The sequence below is a fragment of the Streptomyces coffeae genome (assembly GCF_016741875.1).
Taxonomy (GTDB): Bacteria; Actinomycetota; Actinomycetes; order Streptomycetales; family Streptomycetaceae; genus Streptomyces; species Streptomyces coffeae.
Genome location: NZ_JAERRF010000012.1, coordinates 187,004 through 210,996 on the forward strand (window position 1 = coordinate 187,004; position 23,993 = coordinate 210,996).

Sequence of the window (23,993 nt, forward strand, 5' to 3'; positions counted from 1 at the left end):
GGAAACGCACCGCTTGTTCGCGGTGGGCACGCGTCATCGGCCGGCCCGGCACGGGAGTTGTCCATCCACGTGGCGCAAGCCGCTTTCATCCGGCCACGGTCTCCGCAAGGTACGCGATGCTCCCGACAGCCGTCCCATACCCGGGGACGGCAAGCAGCGGCCAGGGCACGGGGCGCGGCACGAGCACCCGCACATGGAAGCCGAAGTCCCGGTACTCTGGCATGCCTTCCGTGCCGGGCAGCACCATGAAGCGAGGCTGGATCGTGCAGAACAGCCACCAGTCCAGCACCAGCAGGTCGAAGAGGATGAGGGCCAGGAAGCAGATCGTGCCCAGCGCAAACGGCGGCCAGAAACCGAGCGCACCGTCCGAACGCCGGTGCAGCGCCCAGACGCCGGCCACCGGCACGGCGATGAACGCCAGCAGGTTCACCGTGCCTGCTGCGGCCGCCGCTCGCTTGCCCCGCGCGCTCTGCGTGCCGTACCGCTCCTGTATCGCCTGTGGATAGTCCGCGACCAGAGCGTCGGGGGCCACCAGCAGTGAGCCGATGACGCTTCCGCTGAACAGTGTCACAAGAACCGTGGCGCAACCCAGGCTGATTCCCAGTAACTCCCAAACACTCATGGGTCGGAGGGTACAGCAAGGTTAGGGTCGCCTAACTTGCCCCTCGAGGGTGGGCAGCGCGTCGGCGGCTTGTTGGCCTTGGGCGCTGAGGGCGGTGCTGCCGGTGGGGCGGTGGTCGCCCCGGCGGGTGCTGGAGGGCTCACCCGGGCTCAGTGGTTCTGGCCGAGTCCGGGGTCTTGCCGGGGAGCCCGTGGGGTGACTTCCGCTCGCGCGACCGGTCGAGGGCAGGGAGCCGCATGGCACGGCGGTGGCTCAGCCGGGCAGCAGCAGACCGACCGCCAGCGCCGCGACCACCACCGCGGAGGCCAGGGCGGTAACGGCCCGCCCCCGTGGGCCGGTCAGCGTTCTGCCCAGTGTGGCTCCACCCGCGGCCAGGAACAGCTGCCAGCTCACGGAGGCGGTGATCACGGCGGCCACGAAGGCCGCTTGGCCGGAGGGGCCGGTTCCGGTGCCCGTGCCTCCGGCGAGCACCAGCGCGGAGAAGTAGATGACCGCCCAGGGGTTCACCAACGTCAGGCCGAGGAAGGCGAGATAGGCCCGGACGGGGCGGCCCAGGACGTTCCGCTCCGGGCCGGGCGGGGCGTCCCGGTGCCGGTGGCGCCATGCCCGTACGGCGGTCCGTGAGGCCATGCCGAGCAGAATGACCGCGGCGAGTGCGCGCAACAGCCCCGCCACGGGGGCGACGGTCCGTGCGACCGCGGCGCCGCCGACCACCGCGACCAGGGCGTAGCAGCCGTCGGCGGTGCCCACCCCGAGGGCGGCCGCGGCGCCGACCCGGAACGACGTCCGGGCGGTCACGCTCACCAGGAGCACGGCCAGCGCACCGACCGGCATGGCCAGCGCATAGCCCGCCCACAGCCCTGGCAGAAACGACTCGGTCAGCAGCTCGGTCAGCGTCTGGGACATGCCCTCAGCATCGGAGGCCGCCATTGTTCGGGTCCATCGAATGTTTTTGTACGGAACCGTGCGGCACCGCCGTACGATCCGCGCCACCTACGATCGCCGTATGATCGACCCCCGGTTGCAGACTCTCCGTGTCCTGCACGAACAGGGCACCGTCACCGCCACCGCCCAGGCGCTGCATCTGACTCCCTCCACGGTCTCCCAGCAACTGCGCCAACTCGCCGCGCGGCTCGGTGTGGAGCTGTTGGAGCCGGCGGGCCGCCGGGTACGGCTGACACCTGCGGCGCTGGCACTGCTCGGGCATGCGGACGCGCTGTTCGCGCGCTGGGAGGAGGCCCTCGCGGATCTGGCCGGGTATGCGGACGGGGTGGCCGGGCGGCTGCGGATGACGGGGGTGGCGACCGCCATCACGGGGGTGCTGGCACCGGCGGCGGAGCGGCTCGCCCGCGAAGTGCCGAGGCTGGAGGTGGAGATCGGAGAGGATCCGGGCGAGAACCGCTTCGATCTGCTGCTGGCGGGCCGGGCGGACATCGCCGTCGTGATCCCGACGCCGGGCGGCCCGCCGCCGGACGATGTGCGTTTCACCCAGCGGCCGGTTCTCCAGGAGCCGCAGGATCTGCTGGTGCCGGCCGGGCACCGGTTCGCCGCGCGGGCGGCGGACGGGGTGACGCTGGCGGCGGCCGGCGAGGAGTGCTGGATCCGCGCGGGCGATCCGGCCGATCAGCATCAACTGCTGCTGGCCGCCTGCGCGGCCGCCGGTTTCACCCCACGATTGCGGCACAGCGCGGTGGAGTGGGCCGCGGTCGTGGCCCTGGTCGCCCATGACTGCGGAATCTGCCTGCTGCCGCGGTTGGCTCAGGTGCCGGACGGCTACCGGGACCGGGTCGTACGGGTGCCGCTGCGCGGAGAGCCCGTTCCGGTGCGGCGGTTCGTGGCGGTCGTACGGCGCGGCAGCGAGCACCGGCCCCCGATCGCCCGCGGGCTGACGGCGCTGCGCGCGGCCGCGGGCGCCATGCGGTAGCCGGTGCCGGTGGCGACCGATCTCGAGGGCGCGCTGCCCGTTGCGGACGTCCCCTGCGCATAGGGTGCCGCTTTGTGGACAACGACATATCCGATGGGCGGTTGCTTTCCCTGGACAGCACCGCGGGATACGGCGACGCGGCCGAGTCCCTTGCCGAGCAGTACGAGAGCGTGACCTTCGCCGAGGTGCACCGGGAGGTACTGCACCTGTTTCCGGCACACCCCAGCTCGGTGCTGGACATCGGGGCGGGCAGCGGACGCGACGCGGCGGCACTGGCCGCTCGGGGACACCGGGTCGTGGCCGCGGAACCCACCGCCGAACTCCGTGCGTTGGGTCGGCGCATCCACGCCGACAAGGAGATCGAGTGGATCGACGATGCCCTCCCCGAGCTGCCCGCTCTGAGTGTGTGCGCACGTCGATTCGACCTGATCCTGCTGACCGCGGTGTGGATGCACCTGGACCCGCCGCAACGGGCGGCGGGCATGGCCGCCCTCGTCCGTCTGCTCGGCGCCGGGGGACGGGTGATCCTGTCGCTGCGTCACGGCCCCGTTCCGGCCGGGCGCCGTATGTTCCCCGTCTCCGCGCAGGAGACCATCGCTCTCGCCGAAGAACACGGCCTGAAGGTGCTGCACCTCGCTCACCGCGAGGACCCGCACACCCGCGAGGGAGTGTCCTGGACCACGCTGGGACTGCACCACGCACCGCCGAGCCTCCAGGAGGCAACAACAGTCAGTCGCGGCGTGCGATGACCCGATAGGCGTTGGCCAGACGGAAGTGGCCCGCCATCGGCTTGATCAGCAGGCGGTCCAGCATGGTCGCGACGATCAGCGCGGGCACGCCCGCCAGGAGGATGGCGCACCGCGTCAGCCAGCGCAGTCGCCCCGGCCGTTTCTCCAGCCACGGGGCGTCCTCGGGCGGGGCGACCGCGTTCAGCAGCAGCCACACGGCGCCCAGCAGATCCACCGTGTCGTGTGGTTCGCGGTGCTGCTCCACGACCACGGTGAAGCCCAGCCGGGCCAGCTCCGCGCGGAGATTGGCCACCGGCACGAAGTGCAGATGCTGGGGCTGTAGCCAGGGCAGCCACCAGCGGCCGAAGAGCCGCGCGAACAGGCACTGCGCGTCGGGCACCTCGATCAGCAGATGGCCGCCGGGCCGCAGTACCCGTTGTGCGGCCCTCAACTCGGCGCGGGGATCGGTGCTGTGCTCCAGGTAGTGGTACATGCTCACCGCGTCGTACCCCTGGGCCAGTTCCTCGGCCAGTTCGGTGAAGGCGCCGCGGATCGCCCGGTCCACCCGCCCCGCACGCTTCGCCAGCTCCACGCCGTCGGTGAAGTCCAGCCCGTCGAAGGATGTGCGGGGGAAGACCGCGCGGGCCGCCTCGCAGAAGTGGCCGTGTCCGGTACCGACGTCCAGCCAGTTCCGCGGCGCCGGGGCGAAGCGTCTCAGCGGCTCGGCGCGCTGCCGGTAGGTCTTCCCCTTCCCGGCGAAGATGTTGCCGAGGTCCTTCTCGCCGAGCCCGTCGTAGAAGTCCCGGTAGTAGTACTCCAGGCCCGCTGCGCTGAGTCTGGGGTTCTGGAAGACATGGCCGCACGCCCGGCATACGTCCAGGGTGAAACGGCCCGGCTTGCGCTGGAAGCGGTCGACCGTGCGCAGCCGACGCCGCAGCCGGTCCGAGCCGCACCACGGGCAGTCGGGGCGGCGCGGCTCGAAGAACCGCTCCGTGCCCTGGGCCGCATCGGCCAGATAGCGCGGTCGCAACGCGGTGACGAGCGCCGCGCGATCGGCGCGAGCCGACCGCTTGCCGTGCTCGGCGCCCTCGATGGTGTCGCTCATCGCTCCTCCTCGGTGATCCGGTGGTCCCCGGCCGCCGGGTCCGCCAGATGTTCCAGATGTGTGGCGGCGACCGGGGCGCCACCTGCCGCGCGGAACGACGCGCTGACCCGCTCGGCCGCACCCCGGTAGCCGGGCTGCCCGAGCACGGTGTCCAGCGCCGCGCACAGCTGGGACGCCGTCGCCCTCCCGAAGCGCACCCGCACCCCGGCCCCGGCGTCGACCACCTGCGCCGCCACCACCGGCTGGTCGTCCCGGATCGGGGCCACCACCAGCGGGACCCCGTGCCACAGCGCCTCGCACACCGTGTTGTGCCCCGCGTGGCAGATGACCGCGTCGGCCCCTTCCAGCAGGGGGAGTTGGGGTACGTAGGGAAGGGCGAGCACATCGCGGTCCGCCGCGGTGTCCGGATCCGCGGTGGCCGCCGGATCGACGATCACCATCTGGAGACGGTCGGCGCTCCGGCGCCCGGCCGCGCGGCACTCCGCGAGGAACCGCGCCCCGGCGTCGGCGTTGGCGGTGCCCAGGGAGACCAGCACGGTGCGGCGCGCGGTGTCCAGCCAGTCCCAGGGGAAGGGAGGTTCGGCCGGGCGGGCGGCGACCGAGGGGCCCACGAAGCGGATCCGCCCACCGCCCCGCCCGGTGGCCCGGCCCGCCAGTTCCTCGGTGGTGAACGCGAGGACGAGGTGCGGCGAGAACCGGGGATCGGCGGTGCCCCGCGGATCCCCGATGCGCCCGCGCAACTCCTTCAGCAGCCCCTCCAGCCACGCATCGACCTTGGGCATCCCGTCGAGCGCACCGCTGAACTCGGCCGAGGTGGTGGCCGAGGTGGCCCACCGGACACCCCTCCGCTCCGCCACCAGACCACCGGCGACGGTCTGCTGGTCCGCCACCACCACATCCGGGCGGAACCGGGCCACCGCCCGCTCCGTCCCCGGGGCCATCTCCTCCGCGAGCGGCACCAGGAACCGCTCCCAGAGGAACTTCAGCGCGCCCGGCCCCCGGATGTCCGGCGGCCGGACGGCGCCGCCCGCGCCGAGCCGGATCCCCGCGCAGGGGAAGACGGCCGCCCGGCCCCCCGTCAGCGGCTCCAGCAGCTCGGGGAGCCCCGCCCAGGCCACCTCATGGCCCCGCGCGGCCAGTTCGGCGCCCACCCCGAGGGTGGGATTGATGTGTCCGACGAGCGGTGGCACCACGAACAGGAACCGGCTCACCGGACGTCCGCCCCAGCCGCCACCGGGCCGCGGCCGAGCCCGGCCCCCGGTACGGGGGACGGTGGTGTGCCACCGGGGTCGAGCAGCCACCACAGCAACAGGTCGAGCAGCGGCCCAGGCGCCTCGGCCAGGACGGAGTGGCCCTGGCCCGGCAGGACGACCGACCGGGCACCGGGCAGCAAGGACTCCAGCCACTCCCCGGCCCCGGCGAGCTCGGACTCGGCGCCGTACACCGCGAGCACCGGACACCGCACCGAACGGACCTGCTCCGCACCGCGTGTGCGGCTGCCCGGCACGTCCCGGGCGATGGTGGTAGCGCGCACCAGACGGGCCGCCGACCGCGCCAGCCGGGCCGTGTGCGCCCCGCGGTGCGCGGTGATCCAGGCCATCGACTCGGCCTCGTGCTCGATCAGTTCGCCGACCATCCGGCGGAAGATCCCGTCGATCTCCGTGGCCCACGACGCGGTGGCGGGCTTCGCCTCGATTGCCACGAGCCCCGCGACCCGTTCCGGGTGGCGGATGGCGTACTCGAAGGCCACCGTGCCACCGAAGCAGTTGCCGACCAGATGGACCGGACCGGTGATCTCCAGCCGGTCCAGCAGCCGTTCCAGATCGGTGACGAACGACTCCAGTTGGTAGCCGGTGGCCGGGCGACGGCTGCGCCCGTGGCCCCGGTGGTCGTACATGACCACATCGAGCCCGGCGGCGGCGAGGCCGGGTGCCACGGTGAAGTAGTAGCTCGCCAGGCTGTCGGTGAGCAGTCCGTGCAGCAGCACGGCGGTGGCGGCGGCCGGGTGGCCCGCGGGCGGGGGCAGCCGCTGGACATGGAGTTCGATACCGTCGCGGGGGCCGCCGGTGTGGACCATCGCCATCGTCAGCTGCCTCCTTCGGCGGCCCGTAGCTTCCGCACCACATGGCCGACCAGGCGTCCCACCGTGAGGTCGATGATCTCGTCGAGCTCCAGATCGGCCACGAACTCGGCGAAGTTGACGTGTTGTCCGTACCGCGCCTCCAGGGTGCCCGCCAGGGCCACCAGGTCGATGCTCTCCAGCTCCAGGTCCTCGGTGAAGCGGGTCTGCATGGTGATCTCGATGTCGTCGACGCCGTATTCGTCGAGCATGGTCCGGAGCATCCCCGCGATGTCCGCGAGGACGGACCGCTCGTCCGCCACGGGTGGGGCCGTCTGCTCACCGATGGTCACAGTGCGTTCTCCTCGTTGTTGTCCACCGTGCCGGTCGTCCAGGCCACGGCGTAGTCCCTGACCGGCAACCCGGGTGGGTTGGCCGTCTCCGCGCACCGCATCCGGTAGCGGCGCGGCGGACCGGAATCCGCGGACACCGCTGACACCCCCGACACCTCGGACACCTCGGCCAGCAGCCACCCGGGCCCGGCCGCGACCACGGCCGTTTCCGGTGCCCGGCCGGGTACCGGTGTGCCCTCCGCCGCGGTCACGGCCCGGTGCGCGGCGCGGAAGGCCGCCACCCACCGGGCCTCGGGCACACCGGTCGCGTCGCACACCGCGGCCAGTGCCTCCCGTTCCCGGTCCGCCACCGGGGTCCCTCCGCCGGGGTCCCCGACCGCCTCGATGCCGATGCCCAGCAGCCCTCGGCCGCCCGGCGGGCGGGGACGCACCACGGCCACCCCGGCCTCGGCCCGGTGCGCGAGGGACACCTCCAGCTCCGGCAGCGCCCGTCCGTGCGCCCCGGTGGCACACGGGCGCCCCCGCTCGTCCTCCTGGATCCTGATCTCGGCCGGGAAGACCGGACCCTCCCCGTGCTCCCAGAGCCACTGCCGCACCGCGTCCTTGGCCGCGATCCGGCCGAGCAGCCACTGTCTGCGGCCGCGCGGCGCGTGGCGCTCGTACGCGGCGCGCTCGGCCGCGCCCAGGTGGTTGCGCATGATGAGGTCACGGGACGCCAGGTCGGGCCAGCGTTCATGGACCAGCACCCAGCCGCCGGGGCGGGCGCTCGACAGTGTGTTGCGCTGCGGGAAGCGCTGGGCCGCCACCGTACGGGGGTGGTTGTCGAAGCGGCGGTCCTGCCAGCCGTTCAGCTCCGCCCACACCACGCCACCGACGTGGAGCTGCATATCGGCCTCCAGCGTGGTGTCGCTCAGCGACACGATCCGCACCACGCACTCGAGCGCGGTACCCGGTGCCGGTGGCGGCCCGAAGAGGCGCAGCCGGCGCAGGGCGACGGGGAAGACCACGGTGCGCTCGGTGCGGGTGGCCATGATCCAGTAGCCCAGGAGCTGGCCCACGTTGTCCAGCAGCGCGCCGGGCGCGGACGGTGCCGTGATCGTGCCGCGCACCTGGGACGCGCCGATGGCGGTGAGCCGGGTGAGGCCCTGGAACGCGGGGCCGTGGAACATCCACCGCTCGCGGTACAGCTCGGCCGCGGTGTGATCGGGGGCGCGTTCGTCGGCGGGATCCGTACGCCACGGGGCGGGGCGGTCGGCCGGATGACCGGAGGCCGTCTCCACCACACCGCGCGCGCCGTCCCCGAACGCGACCTCGAACCGGTCCGGACGGCCGGGGGAGGGCGTCACGGTGATGGGCACCTCGACCGGTGGCGCGGCCGCCACCCACTGGTCGAACCGCGCTCCGTGCACGGCGACCGCCCGCTGCCCGGGGGCGGCCCGTTCCGCCGCGTCCATGAGGTGCTGGAGGATCGTCGTGGCCGGGACCACCGGTCTGCGGTCCGTCTCATCGGGCCAGCCGGGGCGTTGCGGAAAGAAGCAGTGATCGAGCAGATAGGGCATGGCGCGGGTGGAGATGTGCAGCACGGTGCGCGTCGTGTGCCGCTCCGCGTGTGGTTCCGCGACATGCCGGGTGCTCCGTGCCGTGACGGGTGTGGCCGGAGGATTGCCCGCCGGGGCGGGACGGGCGGCGGCCGCGGCGATGACCTCCGCCGCCGTGTCCGCCGTCTCGCGCAGCAGCGCGTCGAGTTCGGCGGCCATGGGGTGGTGTCCGGCGAGGGCCCCGAGGCCGCCCGGCGTCGTCCGGCCGTTGGCCGCCACGGGGGACGGCCGGATGTCGGAAACCTCCGCCCGCAGCGCGTCGGCCTCCCGTCGGCCGAGCGACACCAGGGAGCCGCCGAGGTCGAGCCGCACCGGTGGCAGCGACGCGGTGGCTCGGAGCTTTCCGTGGCCGACCGCGCCGGGTCTGGGCAACGCGGGGTCGACGCGGGCACCTTCGGTCCACAGAGCGGTGGCCACCCGGCGGAGCTGGGCGACACCGTCACGGCGGGCCGAACCCGCCGCCACCACCAGGTGGTCCCTGCCCTGGAGCGTGTCGCCGATGAGCGAGGCCAACTGCCCGGTGCCCACCTGGACAAAAGCCCGCACCCCCGATGCGTGGAGCGCCTCGGTCAACGCGCGGAAACGCACCGGCTCCAGCAGATGGCGCACGAACAGGTCACGCACCGCCGCCTCGTCGTGCGGATAGGGCGCGGCCGTCGTCGCCGACCACACCGGGGTGGCCGGGACCAGCAGCTCGAACCGTCCCACGCTCTCCTTGATGGGCTCCAGATAGGGCGCCAGCATCGGGGTGTGGAAGCCGGACTGGAACGGAAGCAGCTGCGCGATGACCCCCTCGGCACGCATCGCGGTGACGAACTCCTCGACGGCGGCGCGCGGTCCGCACACCATCGACTGACGCGGGGCGTTGTCATGGGAGAGCACCGTCTGCGCGTACGGCCGCTCGGCGAGGGCGGCCACCACCCGCTCGGCGGAGGCGCCCAGGGCGGCGAAGGCCAGGCCGGGCACCCGGAGCGCATCGGGGTCGAATGAGTCGAGGAAGGCGTCGACGGCCTCCCCGGAGCAGAGCCCGCCGGCCGCCATGGCCGTCCACTCGCCGACACTGTGGCCCGCGAGCGCGTCCGGCACCAGACCCATCCGCCGCAGCGCGCGGTCGAGGAGCCGCCCGACCGCGAAGACTCCCACCCCATGGCGGCCCACGTCGCCGACCCGCGCCGCTTCGGCGGACGCGCGGGCGACCCCACCCGGTATCCCGAAGTACGCGGCGACGCCGTCCACTTGGGGCGCGAACTCCGCCTCCAGACCGGGGAACACGAACGCCAGACCACCGTCGTCGGGGTGTCGCTCGCCACCCTCGCCGAGCAGCGGGGCCGGGGTGAACCAGAGGTCGCCGCGACCCCGCCACGCCCGGCCGCCCGTCACCACCCGCCGGGCCAGGGCCAGCCGTTTGGCGGTCGGTGCGACGATGCCGAGCCGGGCGCGGCCCGGTGTGCGGTGGCCGTCCGAGCCGGCGGCACGCAGCGTGGCGTCGTCCGCCGCGAGCAGCTCGCCCAGGGCCTCCGGAGTGGCGGCGGCGAGGGCGAGCACGGGCTCGGGCTCGCTCACGGCGAAGGCAGGGGCAGGGGCAGGGGCCGGAGTGGGGGAGGGGCCGGAGCGCGATGGCGAGGGCGCTTCCTCCAGCACCACATGCGCGTTGATCCCGCCGAATCCGAAGGCGTTCACCGCGGCCCGGCGCACCGGCGCACCGGGCCAGGTCTCCCAGGGCTCGGCCTTGTCGAGGGTGCGGAAGCGGGTGGCCGCGAGCGCGGGATGAGGGTCGTCACAGTGCAGCGTCGGCAGCAGCTGTCCATGGTGGAGTGCCAGCGCGGCCTTGACCAGTCCGGCCACACCCGCCGCGGGCATGGTGTGGCCGATCATGGACTTCACCGAGCCCATGACCGCCACCTCAGCGGCATCACGAGGAGGCCCGAAAACCTCGGCCACAGTGGTGAGTTCGGCCGAGTCTCCGGCCGGTGTGCCGGTGCCGTGTGCCTCCAGCAGTCCGATCGCCCCGGGCTCCCGCGGGTCCAGACCGGCCGCCCGCCAGGCCTGCCGCACGGCCCGGGTCTGGCCGTCGGGGTCGGGGGTGGTCAGACCCGCGGCGCGGCCGTCGCCCGCCACCCCGGTGCCCCGTACGACCGCGTAGACACGGTCCCCGTCCCGCATGGCGTCGGCCAGCCGCTTGAGCACCACCACACCGGTGCCCTCGCCGATCAGCACTCCGTCGGCGGCCCGGTGGAACGGGCGGATGCGCTGACTCGGCGACAGCGCGCGCAGTTGCGTGAACACACTCCACAACGTGATGTCGTGGCAGTGGTGCACACCGCCCGCGAGCATCACGTCGCACCGGCCGGAGGCCAGTTCGGCCACGGCCTGGTCGACGGCGACGAGCGAGGAAGCACACGCGGCGTCCACCGTGTACACGGGGCCGCGCAGATCGAGCCGGTTGGCCACCCGGGAGGCGGCCAGGTTGGGCACCAGCCCGATGGCCGCCTCGGGGCGATCGGGCCCCAGCCGAGCCACGAACGCCGCCCGGACCCGGTCCAGTACGTCGTCCCGGAGTCCGGGCAGCAGTTCCGCGAGCGTATGCGTCAACTGATGTGCGGTACGCACCCGTTGGTCCAGCCGGGCGAGCCCCGGGGTGAGATAGCCACCGCGTCCGAGGACCACCCCCACCCGCTCCGGAGCGGGCAGCCGGTCCGGGCCGCCCGCGTCGTCCAGGGCCTCCGCGGCCACCTTCAGCGCGATCAGCTGGTCGGGCTCGGTACCGGACACCGAGGACGGAGTGATCCCGAACCGTACGGCCTCCACCTCGGCGAACTCGTCGACGAACCCGCCACGTCGGCAGTACACCCGGTCCGGTCCCGCCGTACCGCCCCCCGCGCTCCCGGGGGCGTAGAACGACGCGTCCCACCGCCCGTCCGGGACATCGGTGATGGCGTCCACGCCGTCCAGCAGGTTCCGCCAATAGGCGGCGAGCCCCGGGGCGCCGGGGAACAGCACGGACATCCCGACGATCGCCACCGGCGGGACACGGCCGTCCCCGGCAGCCCCGTCCGCCGTACCGCCCGCGGCCCCGGTCACCAGCGCGAGGCGGTGCAGACGACGGCACGGACGGACGTGTCGCCCCAGGCCAGCTCGCGCAGCAGGGCCAACGCGCCCTCCTCGGGGTCGATCAGCGCGATGCCACGCCGGGCGTAGGCGCGCGCCAGCTCCGGGGTCACCATCCCGTGGTGCGCGCCCGTGGGCGCCCAGGGGCCCCAGTGCACGGTGAGCGCCCTGCGTCCGGTGCGGGCCGCCCACCGGGTCCCGATGGCCTCCAGCACGTCGTTGGCCGCCGCGTAGTCCGCCTGACCGCGGTTGCCGGACACCGCGGAGACACTGCCGAAGAGCACCGCGAACGAGGGCTCGGCGGAGACCTTGTCCAGCGCGTCCAGCAGTGTGCTCGCGCCGTCCGTCTTGGTGCCGAACACGCGCTGGAAGGACTCGGCGGTCTTCTCCTCGATCAGATGGTCGTCGATCACACCGGCCGCGTACACCACGCCGTCCAGCCGTCCGTGGTCCGCGTGGATCTCCTTGACGGCCTGGAGCACCGCGCCCGCGTCGCGCACGTCCACCGAGCGGTACCGCACCCGGCTGCCCCATCGCCGTAACTCCTCGACCGTGGACGCCACTTCGCGTGCACTCAGGATCCGGGTGGCCTCCCGTTGGATCTCCGCCGGTGTCCGGCCCCCGCCCCGGGCGGCGAGCGCGGCGCGCAGCGCGGGCTCGTCCCGGGCCCCGGCGGTGGCCGGGTCCTCGGGACCAACGGGTTCGGGGGTGCGGCCCAGCAGTTCGATCCGGCAGCGGGAGGCGGCCGCGAGCGTGGCGGCGAAGCGAGCGGTGATGCCCCGGCCACCGCCGACCAGGACCACCACCGCGTCCTGGTCGAGCCCCAGGGCCGCGGCCTCCGCCGCGCCCTCGCCCGCGGGGCCCGCGCCCGATGCGGCGAGTGTCCCCGGCCCGCTCTCCACTGCCTCAAGACCCTGTCGCCCGGTGGCGGTGCGCAGCACGACCGGTGCCCGGTCCTCGGCGGCCACCTCGTCGAGCAGCGCGTCGGCGACGGCGGCCGCGGTGGCCGTCCCGTCCGGGGGGAAGTCCGGGGGGAAGTCCGTGGGGAAGTCCGTGGGGAACTCGACAACCGTCGCCGCGATCCCGGGGAATTCCTTGGCCACCGTGCGGAACAGCCCGCGCAGCCCGGCCGGACGGAGGTCGAGCGGATCGGCGCGGCGGGCGGCCAGCAGCCATCGCGGACCGCGGCGCAGGGCCGCCTGGACGACGGGAAACGCCGCGGGCAGCACGGGCGCGCCGGAGCCGGTGAGCGGGTCGAGCAGGATGACCCCGTCCACCCGGCCGTCGCCTTCGTCCAGCAGGTGTTCCGCGTCGAACACCACGGCTTCGGCGCCATACCCGGTCAGCCGCGCGGTGAGCGCGTGGGCCACGTCGTCGTCGGGGCCGAGCAGGGCGAAGCGGGTGCCGGACAGCAGCGCCGGTGCGGTGTCGGCGGTGTCGGGAGCGGTGAGCGGCACCGGGCGCAACAGGAACCGGCGGGGTGCCGTTCCCGTGAGGGTGTCCGAGGACTCCGCTGCCTTGGCCGCGGTGGGGACCTCGGTGGGTGGGGCGGCGTCGATGGGTTCGGCGGCTGTGGGCGACAGCCGGGCGGTCAGCCAGGTGGCGACGGCCATCGCCGTACGGGCCTTGGCCAGCTCCTCCAGCTCCTCGTCGCCAAGGGCATCCGTACCGGCCATGCCCAGACGGCGGGCCAGCTCTCCCGCGATCTCGGCCCGTTTGATGGAGTCGATGCTGAGATCGGCCTCCAGATCGAGATCCGGCTCGATCATGTCGAGGGGGTAGCCGGTGCGTTCACCGATGATGTCCGAGACGGCGCGGAGCACCTCCTCCACGGTGTGTTCCCGGGCGGGCGCTTCGGTGTCATCGGCGGCGGGCGGTGGCATTTCCACGGGGACGGGCGCGTCCACGGGAGCCGGTGCGGCCACCGACGCCGGCACCGGCACGGGAACGCTTTCCGGTGCGCTCGGCCGGGCGTCCGGCGTGGCGCCGAGGTACGTCAGCAGCACATCGCGCTGCGCCGCGACCATCTCCCGGCTCGCCTTCAGGAATTCGGAGATCAGGGCGTCCCGGTCGCCCCGCGCGCCCTCCGTGTGTTCCGTCTGGCTCACCGTTGCCTCCACAACACGTCGGGCCGGTGCGAGCGCACCGGGGAGAAGTTCACCGGCGGCGGTGCGGACCAGCTGTCCGTCGACCGTCCAGCCCACCCGGCGCGGCGGATCGCCGTGTCCGGCGTCCACGGTGTCCCGGCCCCGGAACATCCAGCCGGTCCGCACCGGCAGCCCGGCCACCCCCAGTTGGGCGAGCGCGTCGAGGAAACCGCGCAGCCCGCCCGTACCGTCCCGCGCACCCTCGCAGGCGACGGCGCGGTGTGGGCGGTCGCCGAGGATCGCCCCGACCAGCCCGGTGAGCACCGTGCCGGGGCCCGCCTCGACGAACACCCGGGCACCCGCCGCGTACATGGCCTCGATCTGCTCCATGAAGCGCACCGGCGCGCCGATCTGGGCGGCGAGTTCCGCCCGGATCGCGTCCGGGGCCGGGCGGTGCGGGGTGGCCGTGCGATTCGCCCACACCGGGAACTCGGGTGGCTCCACCGTCTGCCGGGCCAGTGCCTCGGTGAAGCGTGCCGAGGCGCCCGCGACCAGGGGGCTGTGGAAGGCGCAGGCCACCGGGAGGGGTTTGGCCGAGTGTCCGGCGTCCCGCAGCAGCCGTACCGCCTCGGCCACCGCCTCCTCCGGCCCGGAGATCACTGCCTGGCGCGGGGCGTTGTGGTTGGCGAGGACCACCCGCTCCTGGAGACCGGCGTCCCGCAGCACCCGTAGGACGTCCTCGGCCGGTGCCGTCACCGCGGCCATGGCCCCGGGAGTGTCCCCCGCGGCCGCCACGATGGCCGACGCGCGCTCCGCACTCAGCTCCAGCAGGGCATAGGGGGTGAGGGCCCCCGCCGCGCAGAGCGCCACCAGCTCCCCGTAGCTGTGCCCGCCCGCCATGTCGGGCACCACACCGGCGGAGGTGAGCAGGTCGTACGCGGCCAGCCCGGTCATACCGAGGGCGGGCTGCGCCACCCGGGTGTCGGTCAGCGCCGCGCGCTGTGCCGCCCTCCCCGCCGGGTCGAACGCGGCGGGCGGATAGAGCACATCGGCGTGGGCGCGGCCGAGTTCCAGATGGCGCTGGAGTTCGGGGAAGGCGATGAAGTGGCCGCCGAACATCCCGGGCCGCTGACTGCCCTGGCCGGGGAAGAGGAAGGCCACTTTGCCGGTGCCGTCGCTGTCCCCGGTGCGGCCTGCCTCCGGTACTCCGGCGAGATGGATCCCCGCCGCCGGGTCGTGTTCGCCCGCCAGCACCCGGCGCAACCGTGCCGTCAGCCCCTCCACGTCCTCGGCCACCACCGCCACCCGCACCGGCGTGGGGTCGGCATCCGACCGCCGGGAGGCGGCCAGCGCCAGATCGCGCAGCCGCCACGGTCGGATGCCGGTACCGTCCGTGGTTGCCGACCTCAGAAGGTCCTCCACGGCGCGGAGCGCCGCCGCGTGGTCGGCGCCACGGAAGGTGAACAGCTCCGCGGGCCAGGCTCGGAGACCGTGCGGCGGGGGAGCGCCGCCGTCGTGGGCCGCCACGACCACATGGAAGTTGGTACCGCCGAAACCGAATCCGCTGACCCCCGCGACACGTTCGGCGGCGGGCACCCCCCACGGCCGGGCCTCGGCGGGAAAGGAGAAGGGGCTGCTGTCCTCGTTCCAGGCGGAGTTCGGCCGCTTCAGATGCAGGGTCGGTGGCTTGACGCCGGTGTGCAGTCCCAGCACGGTCTTGATCAGACCGGCCAGGCCCGCGGCGCATTTGGTGTGCCCGATCTGGGACTTCACCGAGCCGAGGGCACAGCTCCCCGGCCGGGCCCCGGCGGCGCCGAACACCTCGGTGAGGACGCTGAGTTCGGTGCGGTCCCCGACGACCGTTCCCGTGCCGTGGGCCTCGAGGAGACCGACGTCCGCGGGCGAGACACGGGCGTTGCGGTACGCGCGCTCCAGCGCCGCCCGCTGTCCCTCGGGACGTGGCGCGGTGAGACCCAGCGAACGGCCGTCGCTGGAGCTGCCCACGCCCTTGATCACCCCGTAGACGTGGTCGCCGTCGCGTTCGGCGTCGGCCAGCCGCTTGAGCACCAGACATGCCACGCCCTCGCCCAGGACGATGCCGTCGGCGGAGCTGTCGAACGTACGTGACCGGCCGGTCGGGGAGAGCGCGTGGACCGACGAGAACAGCATGTAGTCGGTGATGCTGTTGTGCAGATCGGCGCCGCCGCACAGAACGGTGTCACTGGTGCCGCCGACCAGCTCCTTGCACGCCACGTCCACGGCGGCCAGCGACGACGCGCACGCCGCGTCCACGGTGTAGTTGGCCCCGCCCAGGTCGAGCCGGTTGGCGATCCGTCCGGCGATCACATTGGCGAGCATGCCCGGGAAACCGTCCTCGGTGAGCGCGGGCAGCTGCTCCGCAACACCGCGCGGCACCTCGCCGAAGTACGAGGGGAGAACGGCCCGCAGCGTCTGCGCGTGGGACAGATCGCTGCCCGACTCGGCCCCGAACACCACGGAGGTGCGGGCACGGTCGAGGGCACGGCCGCTCTCTCCATCGCCGTATCCGGCGTCCTCCAGGGCCTGACGCGCGGCCTCCAGCGCGAGCAGCTGGACCGGTTCGATACTGCCCAGCGAGGCCGGAGGGATGCCGTAGCGCAACGGGTCGAAGGGGATCCTAGGCAGGAAGCCGCCCCAGCGGGAGTTGGTGGCGCCGGTGCTTCCGCCCCCGTCCGCCCTGTAGTGGACGGCCGGATCCCACCGCTGGGCGGGCACCTCCGTCACGGCGTCCACGCCACCCACCACATGGGCCCAGAACGTGGCGAGGTCGGGGGCCTGCGGAAACATACAGGCCATGCCGATCACGGCGATGTCCAGCGGCGGTGGCGCCTTCGGTTCTCCACCCAGCCGTTCCGTACCGGTGCCCAGCCGCTCGCGCAGCTCGGCCGTGTTCCGGTCGAGGAAGTCCGCCGCCCCGGAGGTGACGGAGTGGTGCAGCGCGTCGACGGTGGTGGTGGCCGAGCGCAGCACGGCCACGTCCCCGGCCATGAACATCCCCTCGGCGAGCTGACGGTCCTCGCCGACCCCCACCAGCCCGCCATCGGGGCCGCGTTCGACACCCTTGCTGGCGATCCGCAGTCGGCCGACGTTGAGGCGCTCCAGCTCCTCCCACATCCGCCGGTCCGGTGTGCCGCGGCTCCGCAGCCCTTCCCGGACGGTGTGAAAGCTGTCGGCGTACGGGCTGACCACACACCGGGTGGCATGTCCGGGCGCGGTTTCCAGCAGCGCGGTGCGCCGGGCTGCGACCACCTGGCGCTGGAACAGCGGCTGGACAGCACCCTGCGCCACGGCCTCCTCGGTGAACAGGTAGGCGGTGCCCATCAGCAGGCCCACGGCGCCACCGCGCCGGGTGAGCGGGGCGGCGAGCTCGGCCACCATGGCGGCTGACCGTTCGTCGTGGATGCCACCGGCGAAGAACACCTCGATGCGATGCCCCTGGCCGGTGTCGTCCGCGCCGTTCGCTGTGTTCGCGCCCGCCGCACCGTCCACCCCATCGAGGAAGTCCTCGATCACCCCCAACTGCGCCTCCCACAGCGGGAAGCTGTTCCTCGGGCCGACATGCCCCCCGCACTCGGAACCCTCGAAGACGAACCGGCGGGCTCCGGCCCGCAGGAACTGCCCGAGCAGCCCCGGTGAGGGCACATGCAGAAAAGTGGTGATGCCCTCCCGTTCCAGCGCCATGGCCTGGGACGGCCGTCCACCGGCGATGACGGCGTGGCTGGGCCGGACCTCGCGTACGGCCTCCAGCTGTGCGTTCCTGATCTCCTCGGGCGCGAAGCCGAGCACACCCACGCCCCAGGGCCGCCCCGCCATGGCGGCCCCGGCCTCCTCCAGCAGCGCGCGCGCCTGGTCGCGTCCGGCCAGGGCGAGCGCGATGAACGGCAGCGCACCGCCGTCGGCCACGGCGGACGCGAAGCCCGCCTGGTCGCTGACCCGGGTCATCGGGCCCTGGGCGAGCGGCAGCCGGGTCCCGGTCGTACGGGTCATCGGCGAACCGGGCCGCAGCACCGCGCCGGGCCCTGATGCCCCGCCGGGCCGTAATGCCGCGTCGGGCCGTAATGCCGCGTGTGGTGACGCCTGTGGGGCGGAACCACCGTGGCGTTCCCCGTCTCCCTCCTCCCGCCCGTCCGCCACCGCTCCCGCGTGGCGGATGGCGTCGGTGAGGGCCCGGACCGTCCGCGCGGCGTCCCGCCAGCGCTCGGCGAACCGTGCCGCGAGGAAGCCGTCCTGGCCGACGGGGAGGGGGCGTAGGCCGGGCGCGGACACTCTCCGCCGCAGAACGCGGTGACCGTCGGTCACGACGGTCTCCGAACCGTCCATGGAGCGGATCGCGGCCACGCGCTCCTCGGGAAGCCCGCATTCGGTGAGCAGCGACAGCTGGCTGTCCAGCACAACGCCGGCGGCGCCCGCCACGACGGCGGCCGCCGCCGTGTGCGGGCCGATGCCACCGCACGCCCACACCGGTACGGTCATCTCCGGGTCGGCGAGGAGTCGTTGGAGCAGTACGAAGGTGCTCAGCTCTCCCACCCGGCCGCCGCTCTCGCAGCCCCGCGCGATCACGCCATGGGCCCCGGCCGCGACGGCGTCGAGGGCCTCGTCCGGGGAGGTGACCTCGACGAGCACCCGGTGGTGACGCGCGATGTCCTGGACCGCCCACGGAGCGTCCCGGCAGAGCACCACCGTATGCGGCCCGTTCGCACCGGCGGCCCGTGGATCCGGGTCCACGGGCCGCTTGTTCACACCGGCCGCCCTGGGAGACGCACCGGCAGGCGGTGCGGTCAGATCGGCGGGTGCGAGTCGGCAGCCCGCCGCCACCCGGACCCCGAAGCGGCCGTCGCCCACCCATCGCCGGGTGCGTTCCAGCGTGTCTCGCGCCTGACGGCCACCAGCACCCAGATCGAGTACACCGAGCCCACCGGCGCGACTGATCGCCGCCGCGAGTCTGGCGTCCGGTTCCCCGAAGGGGGTGACACCGATGACAAGATCCCCCACGTGAACAGCGGACGCCATGTCTTCTCCCGAGAGGTCGATAACGCTGGGAAAAGGGACAATTCGAGCACGTTTCGACAGAGCACCGATCCGGGCGGCGAGGATGTCACTTTCGTGTTCAACCGGGAAGAGGCAGGGACGAATCATGTGTGATTCATGAGTGTTCGGTCGCCGGAGGCGCCGTTGTCGCGCTATCCGTCCGATCCCGCCCCGGTCGGTCCGGAGTGGGCGCCCCCTACCCTGGACGGGGGTCGGCAGCGGCCTCTACCTGCCATGTTGCGATCCCGGTCGCTGTCCGTCGCAGCCTGTCCGTGCCGTCCTTCCCCCGGTGGACCAGCCGGGCCCGGCACGGCGTCATGCCCTTCGCGCTAGTGTGCGCCTGTGAGCTTTTATGTCGTTATCGGATCCGGGCCGGCCGGCGCGGCCACTGCTCAACTGCTGGTCGAAAAGGGCCATTCGGTACGGGTCATCACCACGTCGGGCCGCGACCCGGAGCCCGGCATCGCCCATGTCGCCATGGACGCCAGGGACAGCGAGCGGCTGATCGCGGTCACAGAAGGGGCGGCCGCGATCTACAACTGTGCCGCACCGCCCTACCATCGCTGGGCAAGTGAATGGCCGCCGCTGGCCTCGTCGACCTGCGCGGCGGCCGAGGCGACCGGGGCCGTCCTGGTCACGCTGGGCAACCTCTACGGCTACGGACCGGTGGACCGTCCCATGACCGAGGAGATGCCACTCGCGGCGACCGGCCCCAAGGGGCGGGTGCGCGCCGCCGCTTGGGAGGAGGCGCGGACCCTGTATGAGCGGGGTCGTATCAAGGCGGTCGAAGTGCGGGCCTCGGACTTCTTCGGGCCCGGTGTGACCGACGGCGGGCATCTGGCCGCGCGGGTCATGCCACGGCTGCTGCGCGGCAAGCCGGTCTCCGTGCTCGGGGATCCGGACGCCCCGCACAGCTGGACCTATCTCCCCGATGTGGCCAGGGCCCTGGTCGAGGTCGCAGACGAGGAACGGGCCTGGGGACGCGCCTGGCACGTCCCCACGGAGCCCGCGCTGTCCATCCGGGGGATGGCCGACCGCCTTGCCGCTCACGCGGGAACGGGGCCGGTCGCCGTGCGCAGGCTGTCGCCCGCCGTCCTCGGTGTCATGGGGGTCTTCTCCCCGCTGATCCGTGAACTGAAGGAGATCCGGTATCAGTTCGACCACCCGTTCGCCGTTGATTCCAGCGCCTACGAAGCCGAGTTCACGGTCCGGGCCACCCCCGTCGGGGAGCAGGTCAAGGCGACGGTGGACTGGTGGCGTGAACGACTGGCCACCACCGGGTGACAGGTGCCCGGTCCTCACCGGGCGGCGGAATCCGATCCGATGACCACCACCCGGGCCCACTCGGGAGGTGAGTCCGGCACGTAGTCGGGGTCGTCCTCGTTCCACGTCCGCGCCGAGTGCTGTCGAGGGAACAGACCCACCACCGTCCGGCACGGTGGCCGACTCGTCGGCCAGGGCGTCTGCCCGTCGGTCAGGGCCACGATGGCATCCGGTCGGGGCCGGCTCCGGAGCGCCTTGGCGAAGCCCGTGCGCAGATCCGTCCCCCCACCACCCATCAGCGGAATGCCCTCGGCACGGCACAGCGGGTGCACCACCCGGGCCGCCGCGTCACACGGCACCACCGTGACCAGGTCGCGACGGCCGCCCACGGCACGGGAGATCGCGGCAACCTCTAGCAGGGCGCTGCCCAGTTCGGTGTCACTGACCGACCCGGAGGTGTCGATGACCACGCAGACCCGGGGCGGCCTTCGCCGAAGGCTCGGCAGCACAGCGCCGGGCACCCCGGCCGAGCGTCGCGACGGCCGTCCGTAGTGGTAGTCCTCGCCCGCTCCGGGGCCGGACGTCGCCGAGCGGACCGCCGCTCCCAGCAGCTCCCGCCACGGCTGCGGCGGGTGGAACACCTCCTCGGCCCAGCGCCGCCACCCCCTCGAGGCGTTTCCCGGACGTCCGGTGATGCCCTGTGCCACCCGGAACCGCACCGCGTCCCGTTCCTGCGTGCTGAGGCCGTGTGCGCCGTCCGGTCCCAGGTCCCACTCCCGTTCCAGCCCATCGGCACCACTGCCGCAGTCGAGCCAGGCCAGGCTCTGCGTACGCGGTCCGAGCCGGAACTGGCGCAGGTAGTCCTCCATGAGCTCCCCGTCGCTCAGCGCCAACGCCCCTGGATCGACCGCGCCTTCGGGCCGCACCAACCCGTCGCCGTACACATCGTCGTTGATCTCGCAGTCCGCGGCGATGTTCATCCGCAGCCGTTCCGCCGGACCCGTCAGCCCGCGCTCGCGCGCGACCCGGTCACCGCGTCCATGATGATCACGCAGCAGATGCGACACCTCGTGCACCCAAACCCCGGCCAGTTCCTCCACCGGCGTCCGGTCCACGAACACGGGAGAGACGTAACACCGCCAGTGCCGGTCGACAGCCATCGTGGGCACCCGACGCGATTCCACGGTGTGCAGGGCGAAGAGCGCCGTCGCCAAGTAGGGCCGGACCCGCGCCGCGTGCAGCCGGGCGGCGAAGAGCTTGTCGCGGTCCAGCGTCCCCGGTGTGTCCGTGGTCATCGGCCGCCCCGCGCGGTGACGGCGGCCCGGGTCGCCACGTGGTCCGCACGCCGGGACACCGTCACCGCTCCGGCGAGCTGTTCGATCGACGCGGGCACCTCCCACTCCTCCCGGCGCAGTGTGGCGAGCGTGGTGGCGGGGACGACCACCAGGTCCGGAGCTCCGGTCTCCACCGCCCGGACCAGCAGCGTCCACGCGGCGTCCCAGCGGGGCTTCTCCGGGCGCTTGCGGACCGCGTCCACCACCGCGTCCAGCACGGCCTGGCGCAGATCCCCCCGCTCGGGCAGGACACCACCGGCCGGGTCGGCGAGCAGCACTTCGGGATCCGGCAGGTCCATCCGGTCCAGAGAGGCCAGCAGTTCCAGCCCCGGACCGTCCCCCACGGTGCCCCGGACCAGAAGCGACAGTACGTCCCGGGAGGATCCGGCCGCGGTCGCGAAGGCGATCAGGCACAGGGTCATCTCCCAGCTCCGGGGGGACGGCCAGGGGCCGCCCCGGCGGCTTTCACTGCTGGGCAGCCGGTGGACCAGCCCAGGGCGCGCGGTGAGGAGCCCGCACACCGCGCGGCGGGCGAAGGCCACGGCCTCCGGCAACTTCTCCCGGTCGAGCCGGGGCAGTGTGGCCCGGGGCCACGTCCCGCCCAGGCCGCGTACCACGACGTCGTGGTCGTGGGTCCACTGAAGATGGACGAACCGGTTGGCCAGGGGCGGGCTCAGCTCCCAGCCATCGGCCGCGGAGGACCGCGGATTGGCGGCAGCCACGATCCGGACGCCGGGCGGCAGTCGCAGGGTGCCGATCCGCCGCTCCAGTACGAGGCGGAGCAGGGCGGCTTGTACGGCGGGCGGCGCCGTCGACAGCTCGTCCAGGAACAGCAGTCCTCGTCCGGCCCGTACCAGTCGCACCGCCCAGTCCGGCGGGGCCATCGGGACACCGTGTTCCGCGGGGTCGTCGCCGATGATGGGCAGCCCCGAGAAGTCGGACGGCTCGTGCACGCTGGCGATCACGGTGGTCAGCGAAAGGTCCAGGGCCGCGGCGAGCTGTGTCAGGGCCGCGGTCTTGCCGATACCCGGCTCACCCCACAGCAGCACGGGCAGATCGGCGGCCACGGCGAGCGTCAGGGCCGCCAGCTGTGTGTCGGCGCGCGGTTCGGTGGCCGAGTCGCGCAGCAGGTCCAGCAGCTCCCCGGCGACGTCGAGTTGGGCGGCGGAGACCGGGCCGGCGAGGTGGTCGGTCGTGGCAAACGGGGTCTTCATGGGCATGTGTCATCACCTCAAGGCTCGTAGTGATCCAAGTGATCCGAATAAGTGGGGGAGCGGGCCCCGGGTCAGCTGAGGGTCGCGTTGCGCGGGTGCGAACGGCGGTCACGCCGACGTGGCGGACTCGACCGCACCCGGCCTGTTCCGGCCAGGCCCGCCCGGAACAGGCCGTAGGTGATCCGCCGCCGCGCGGCCGTCTCCAGCTCGTCCCGCAAAGCGCCGTTGCGCAGCACCGCGTTGGGGCCCAGCAGGTCCTCGACGACGGCCAGCGCACCGGCGGTGTCGCCGTGGTTCAGGCGTTCGCGGATGCCGGGGAGGCAGTCCGGACGACGGTGCGCCTCGTCGATGGCCCGCAGACACGGAAGCGGAGTACCGCTCAGCGCGGCCAGCAGTTCCTCCCGGCGGATCTCGGCCGGGTCGTGGTCCAGTGCCGCCAACACCCCGTCGACCAGGCCGATCCGGTGCTGTGCTCCTCGGCACTCCACGAGGTGTGGTGGTCCTGCCCGGTCCGGGGTGCTGGACGGAGCGGTCGGAACACGATCCGGCACCAGCGCCGAGGCGACCAGCGGGTGCAGTTGATCGATCTCGATCGCGCCGGTGCGGAGGAGTTCCAGATCGGGGAGGACCCAGGTGGCCGCATCGGGCAGGACGGGCAGCGCGGAGGCTCCGCTCTCCGTGGTTGCCGTGGCGATCCGCAGGGCGGGCGGCCCGACGCCCTCGCGGTGCGGCACGAGGTTCAGGACCAGCCGATGCCGGCCCCCGAGCCGCACGCCGACGGCACGGGTGGACCGGTCCTCGGCGTGGAGCAGAATCCCCGCCTCGGCCGCCCACCGGTCAACGGCACAGCGGCGTCCCCGCGGCACCATCTCCAGTGCGTCGGGGTCCACCACGGGACTGCCGTCGACGGGCGGCCGTTCGGCCCCGGACCGGATCCGCAGCTCATCGGTTCTGCGGGCGTCCCACAGGTGGCGGTGCAGATCGAGGCGGAACCGCCGGTTGGGGCGCGGATGCGGATGACGGCAGGCGCCGGCCTCGGGGTGGGAGCCGTCCCACACCGCGAGGCTGATGCGCTGACCGGCATCCGCCCAGGCCGGAGCAGTCCGGGCCACGAGATGCACGGGGTGTTCGCCAGTGCGCCCCGGAGCGGCGTACCGAGCCAGGGTGATGGTCACTCCTGGGCGCAGCAACCCGTCAGGAGCGATCCTCGGCATATGCCAGCGCAACAGGTCAGGAGCCAGCCGGCGGAGATCTGCCCGGAGGCGGGTTGCCAGCTCCCGGCCATGGGTGCGTGCCAGGGAACGCAGGTTGAGATCGACATCAAAGCCTGCGGCGGCGCATGCCCCTGCCCAGTCCCCGGCACAACGGCGAGCGGTCGCAGTCTCGATCATGGACGGCGGCACGGCGTACTGACGCACGCGCAGCCAGAAGGAAAGTCGGGAATCCCCGTTCGCGGTTCGAGTGAGCATCAGCACTCACCTTGCGCGGACGGGACCCCCATTCTGTGGAGAGAAGGAGTCATCATCGCGGT

Annotated in this window: 14 protein-coding genes; 3 read left to right on the plus strand and 11 right to left on the minus strand. The window is 73.3% G+C overall.

Going from position 1 to position 23,993, the window contains the following annotated elements; all coding sequences use genetic code 11:
• Positions 1-85 precede the first annotated feature (85 nt).
• Complete coding sequence (locus JK363_RS22095) at positions 86-622, minus strand: hypothetical protein (protein ID WP_201876719.1); 537 nt, start codon at positions 620-622, stop codon at positions 86-88.
• A 252-nt stretch (positions 623-874) separates the two neighbouring features.
• Positions 875-1,528 carry a LysE family transporter gene (locus JK363_RS22100; RefSeq protein WP_201876720.1) on the minus strand — a complete coding sequence of 218 codons (654 nt, stop codon included), beginning with the start codon at positions 1,526-1,528 and terminating at the stop codon, positions 875-877.
• 100 nt (positions 1,529-1,628) lie between these two features.
• Here JK363_RS22100 and JK363_RS22105 point away from each other — a divergent pair, with 100 nt between their 5' ends.
• Positions 1,629-2,546: a LysR family transcriptional regulator gene (locus tag JK363_RS22105; protein ID WP_201876721.1), complete on the plus strand. Its 918-nt coding sequence runs from the start codon at positions 1,629-1,631 to the stop codon at positions 2,544-2,546.
• Between the two features lie 74 nt (positions 2,547-2,620).
• Entirely contained in the window at positions 2,621-3,295 is a 675-nt protein-coding gene (locus JK363_RS22110) for a class I SAM-dependent methyltransferase (protein WP_307821823.1), read from the plus strand.
• On the opposite strand, the gene JK363_RS22115 is transcribed toward JK363_RS22110, so the two are convergent.
• Genes JK363_RS22115 through JK363_RS22140 form a run of 6 tightly spaced genes read right to left on the minus strand, consistent with a single transcriptional unit; the run spans position 3,276 to position 18,633 of the window.
• Positions 3,276-4,379 carry a class I SAM-dependent methyltransferase gene (locus JK363_RS22115; protein ID WP_201876722.1) on the minus strand — a complete coding sequence of 368 codons (1,104 nt, stop codon included), beginning with the start codon at positions 4,377-4,379 and terminating at the stop codon, positions 3,276-3,278. The two genes, JK363_RS22110 and JK363_RS22115, sit on opposite strands and share 20 nt — an antisense overlap.
• Positions 4,376-5,590, minus strand: a complete 1,215-nt coding sequence (locus tag JK363_RS22120; RefSeq protein ID WP_201876723.1) for a glycosyltransferase — start codon at positions 5,588-5,590, stop codon at positions 4,376-4,378. The genes JK363_RS22115 and JK363_RS22120 overlap by 4 nt, the downstream gene beginning before the upstream one ends.
• Entirely contained in the window at positions 5,587-6,462 is an 876-nt protein-coding gene (locus tag JK363_RS22125; protein ID WP_201876724.1) for an alpha/beta fold hydrolase, read from the minus strand. The genes JK363_RS22120 and JK363_RS22125 overlap by 4 nt, the downstream gene beginning before the upstream one ends.
• Before the next feature lie 2 nt (positions 6,463-6,464).
• Positions 6,465-6,791, minus strand: a complete 327-nt coding sequence (locus tag JK363_RS22130) for an acyl carrier protein (RefSeq protein ID WP_372444823.1) — start codon at positions 6,789-6,791, stop codon at positions 6,465-6,467.
• Complete coding sequence (locus tag JK363_RS22135) at positions 6,788-11,473, minus strand: beta-ketoacyl synthase N-terminal-like domain-containing protein (RefSeq protein ID WP_443726304.1); 4,686 nt, start codon at positions 11,471-11,473, stop codon at positions 6,788-6,790. Before JK363_RS22135 ends, JK363_RS22130 begins: the two co-directional genes overlap by 4 nt.
• Positions 11,467-18,633 carry a type I polyketide synthase gene (locus JK363_RS22140; protein WP_201876725.1) on the minus strand — a complete coding sequence of 2,389 codons (7,167 nt, stop codon included), beginning with the start codon at positions 18,631-18,633 and terminating at the stop codon, positions 11,467-11,469. Before JK363_RS22140 ends, JK363_RS22135 begins: the two co-directional genes overlap by 7 nt.
• A gap of 360 nt (positions 18,634-18,993) precedes the next feature.
• Between JK363_RS22140 and JK363_RS22145 the strand changes: the two genes are divergently transcribed.
• Positions 18,994-19,935, plus strand: a complete 942-nt coding sequence (locus tag JK363_RS22145; protein WP_201876726.1) for an NAD-dependent epimerase/dehydratase family protein — start codon at positions 18,994-18,996, stop codon at positions 19,933-19,935.
• 14 nt (positions 19,936-19,949) lie between these two features.
• On the opposite strand, the gene JK363_RS22150 is transcribed toward JK363_RS22145, so the two are convergent.
• From JK363_RS22150 to JK363_RS22160, 3 genes are all read right to left on the minus strand, one after another.
• Positions 19,950-21,209 (minus strand): vWA domain-containing protein, encoded by a 1,260-nt coding sequence (locus JK363_RS22150; protein ID WP_201876727.1) that lies wholly within the window; start codon positions 21,207-21,209, stop codon positions 19,950-19,952.
• Positions 21,206-22,468: an AAA family ATPase gene (locus tag JK363_RS22155; RefSeq protein ID WP_201876728.1), complete on the minus strand. Its 1,263-nt coding sequence runs from the start codon at positions 22,466-22,468 to the stop codon at positions 21,206-21,208. The genes JK363_RS22150 and JK363_RS22155 overlap by 4 nt, the downstream gene beginning before the upstream one ends.
• 65 nt (positions 22,469-22,533) lie before the next feature.
• The gene (locus JK363_RS22160; RefSeq protein ID WP_201876729.1) at positions 22,534-23,931 is read right to left on the minus strand and encodes a hypothetical protein; all 1,398 of its coding nucleotides are present in this window, start codon (positions 23,929-23,931) and stop codon (positions 22,534-22,536) included.
• Positions 23,932-23,993 lie beyond the last annotated feature (62 nt).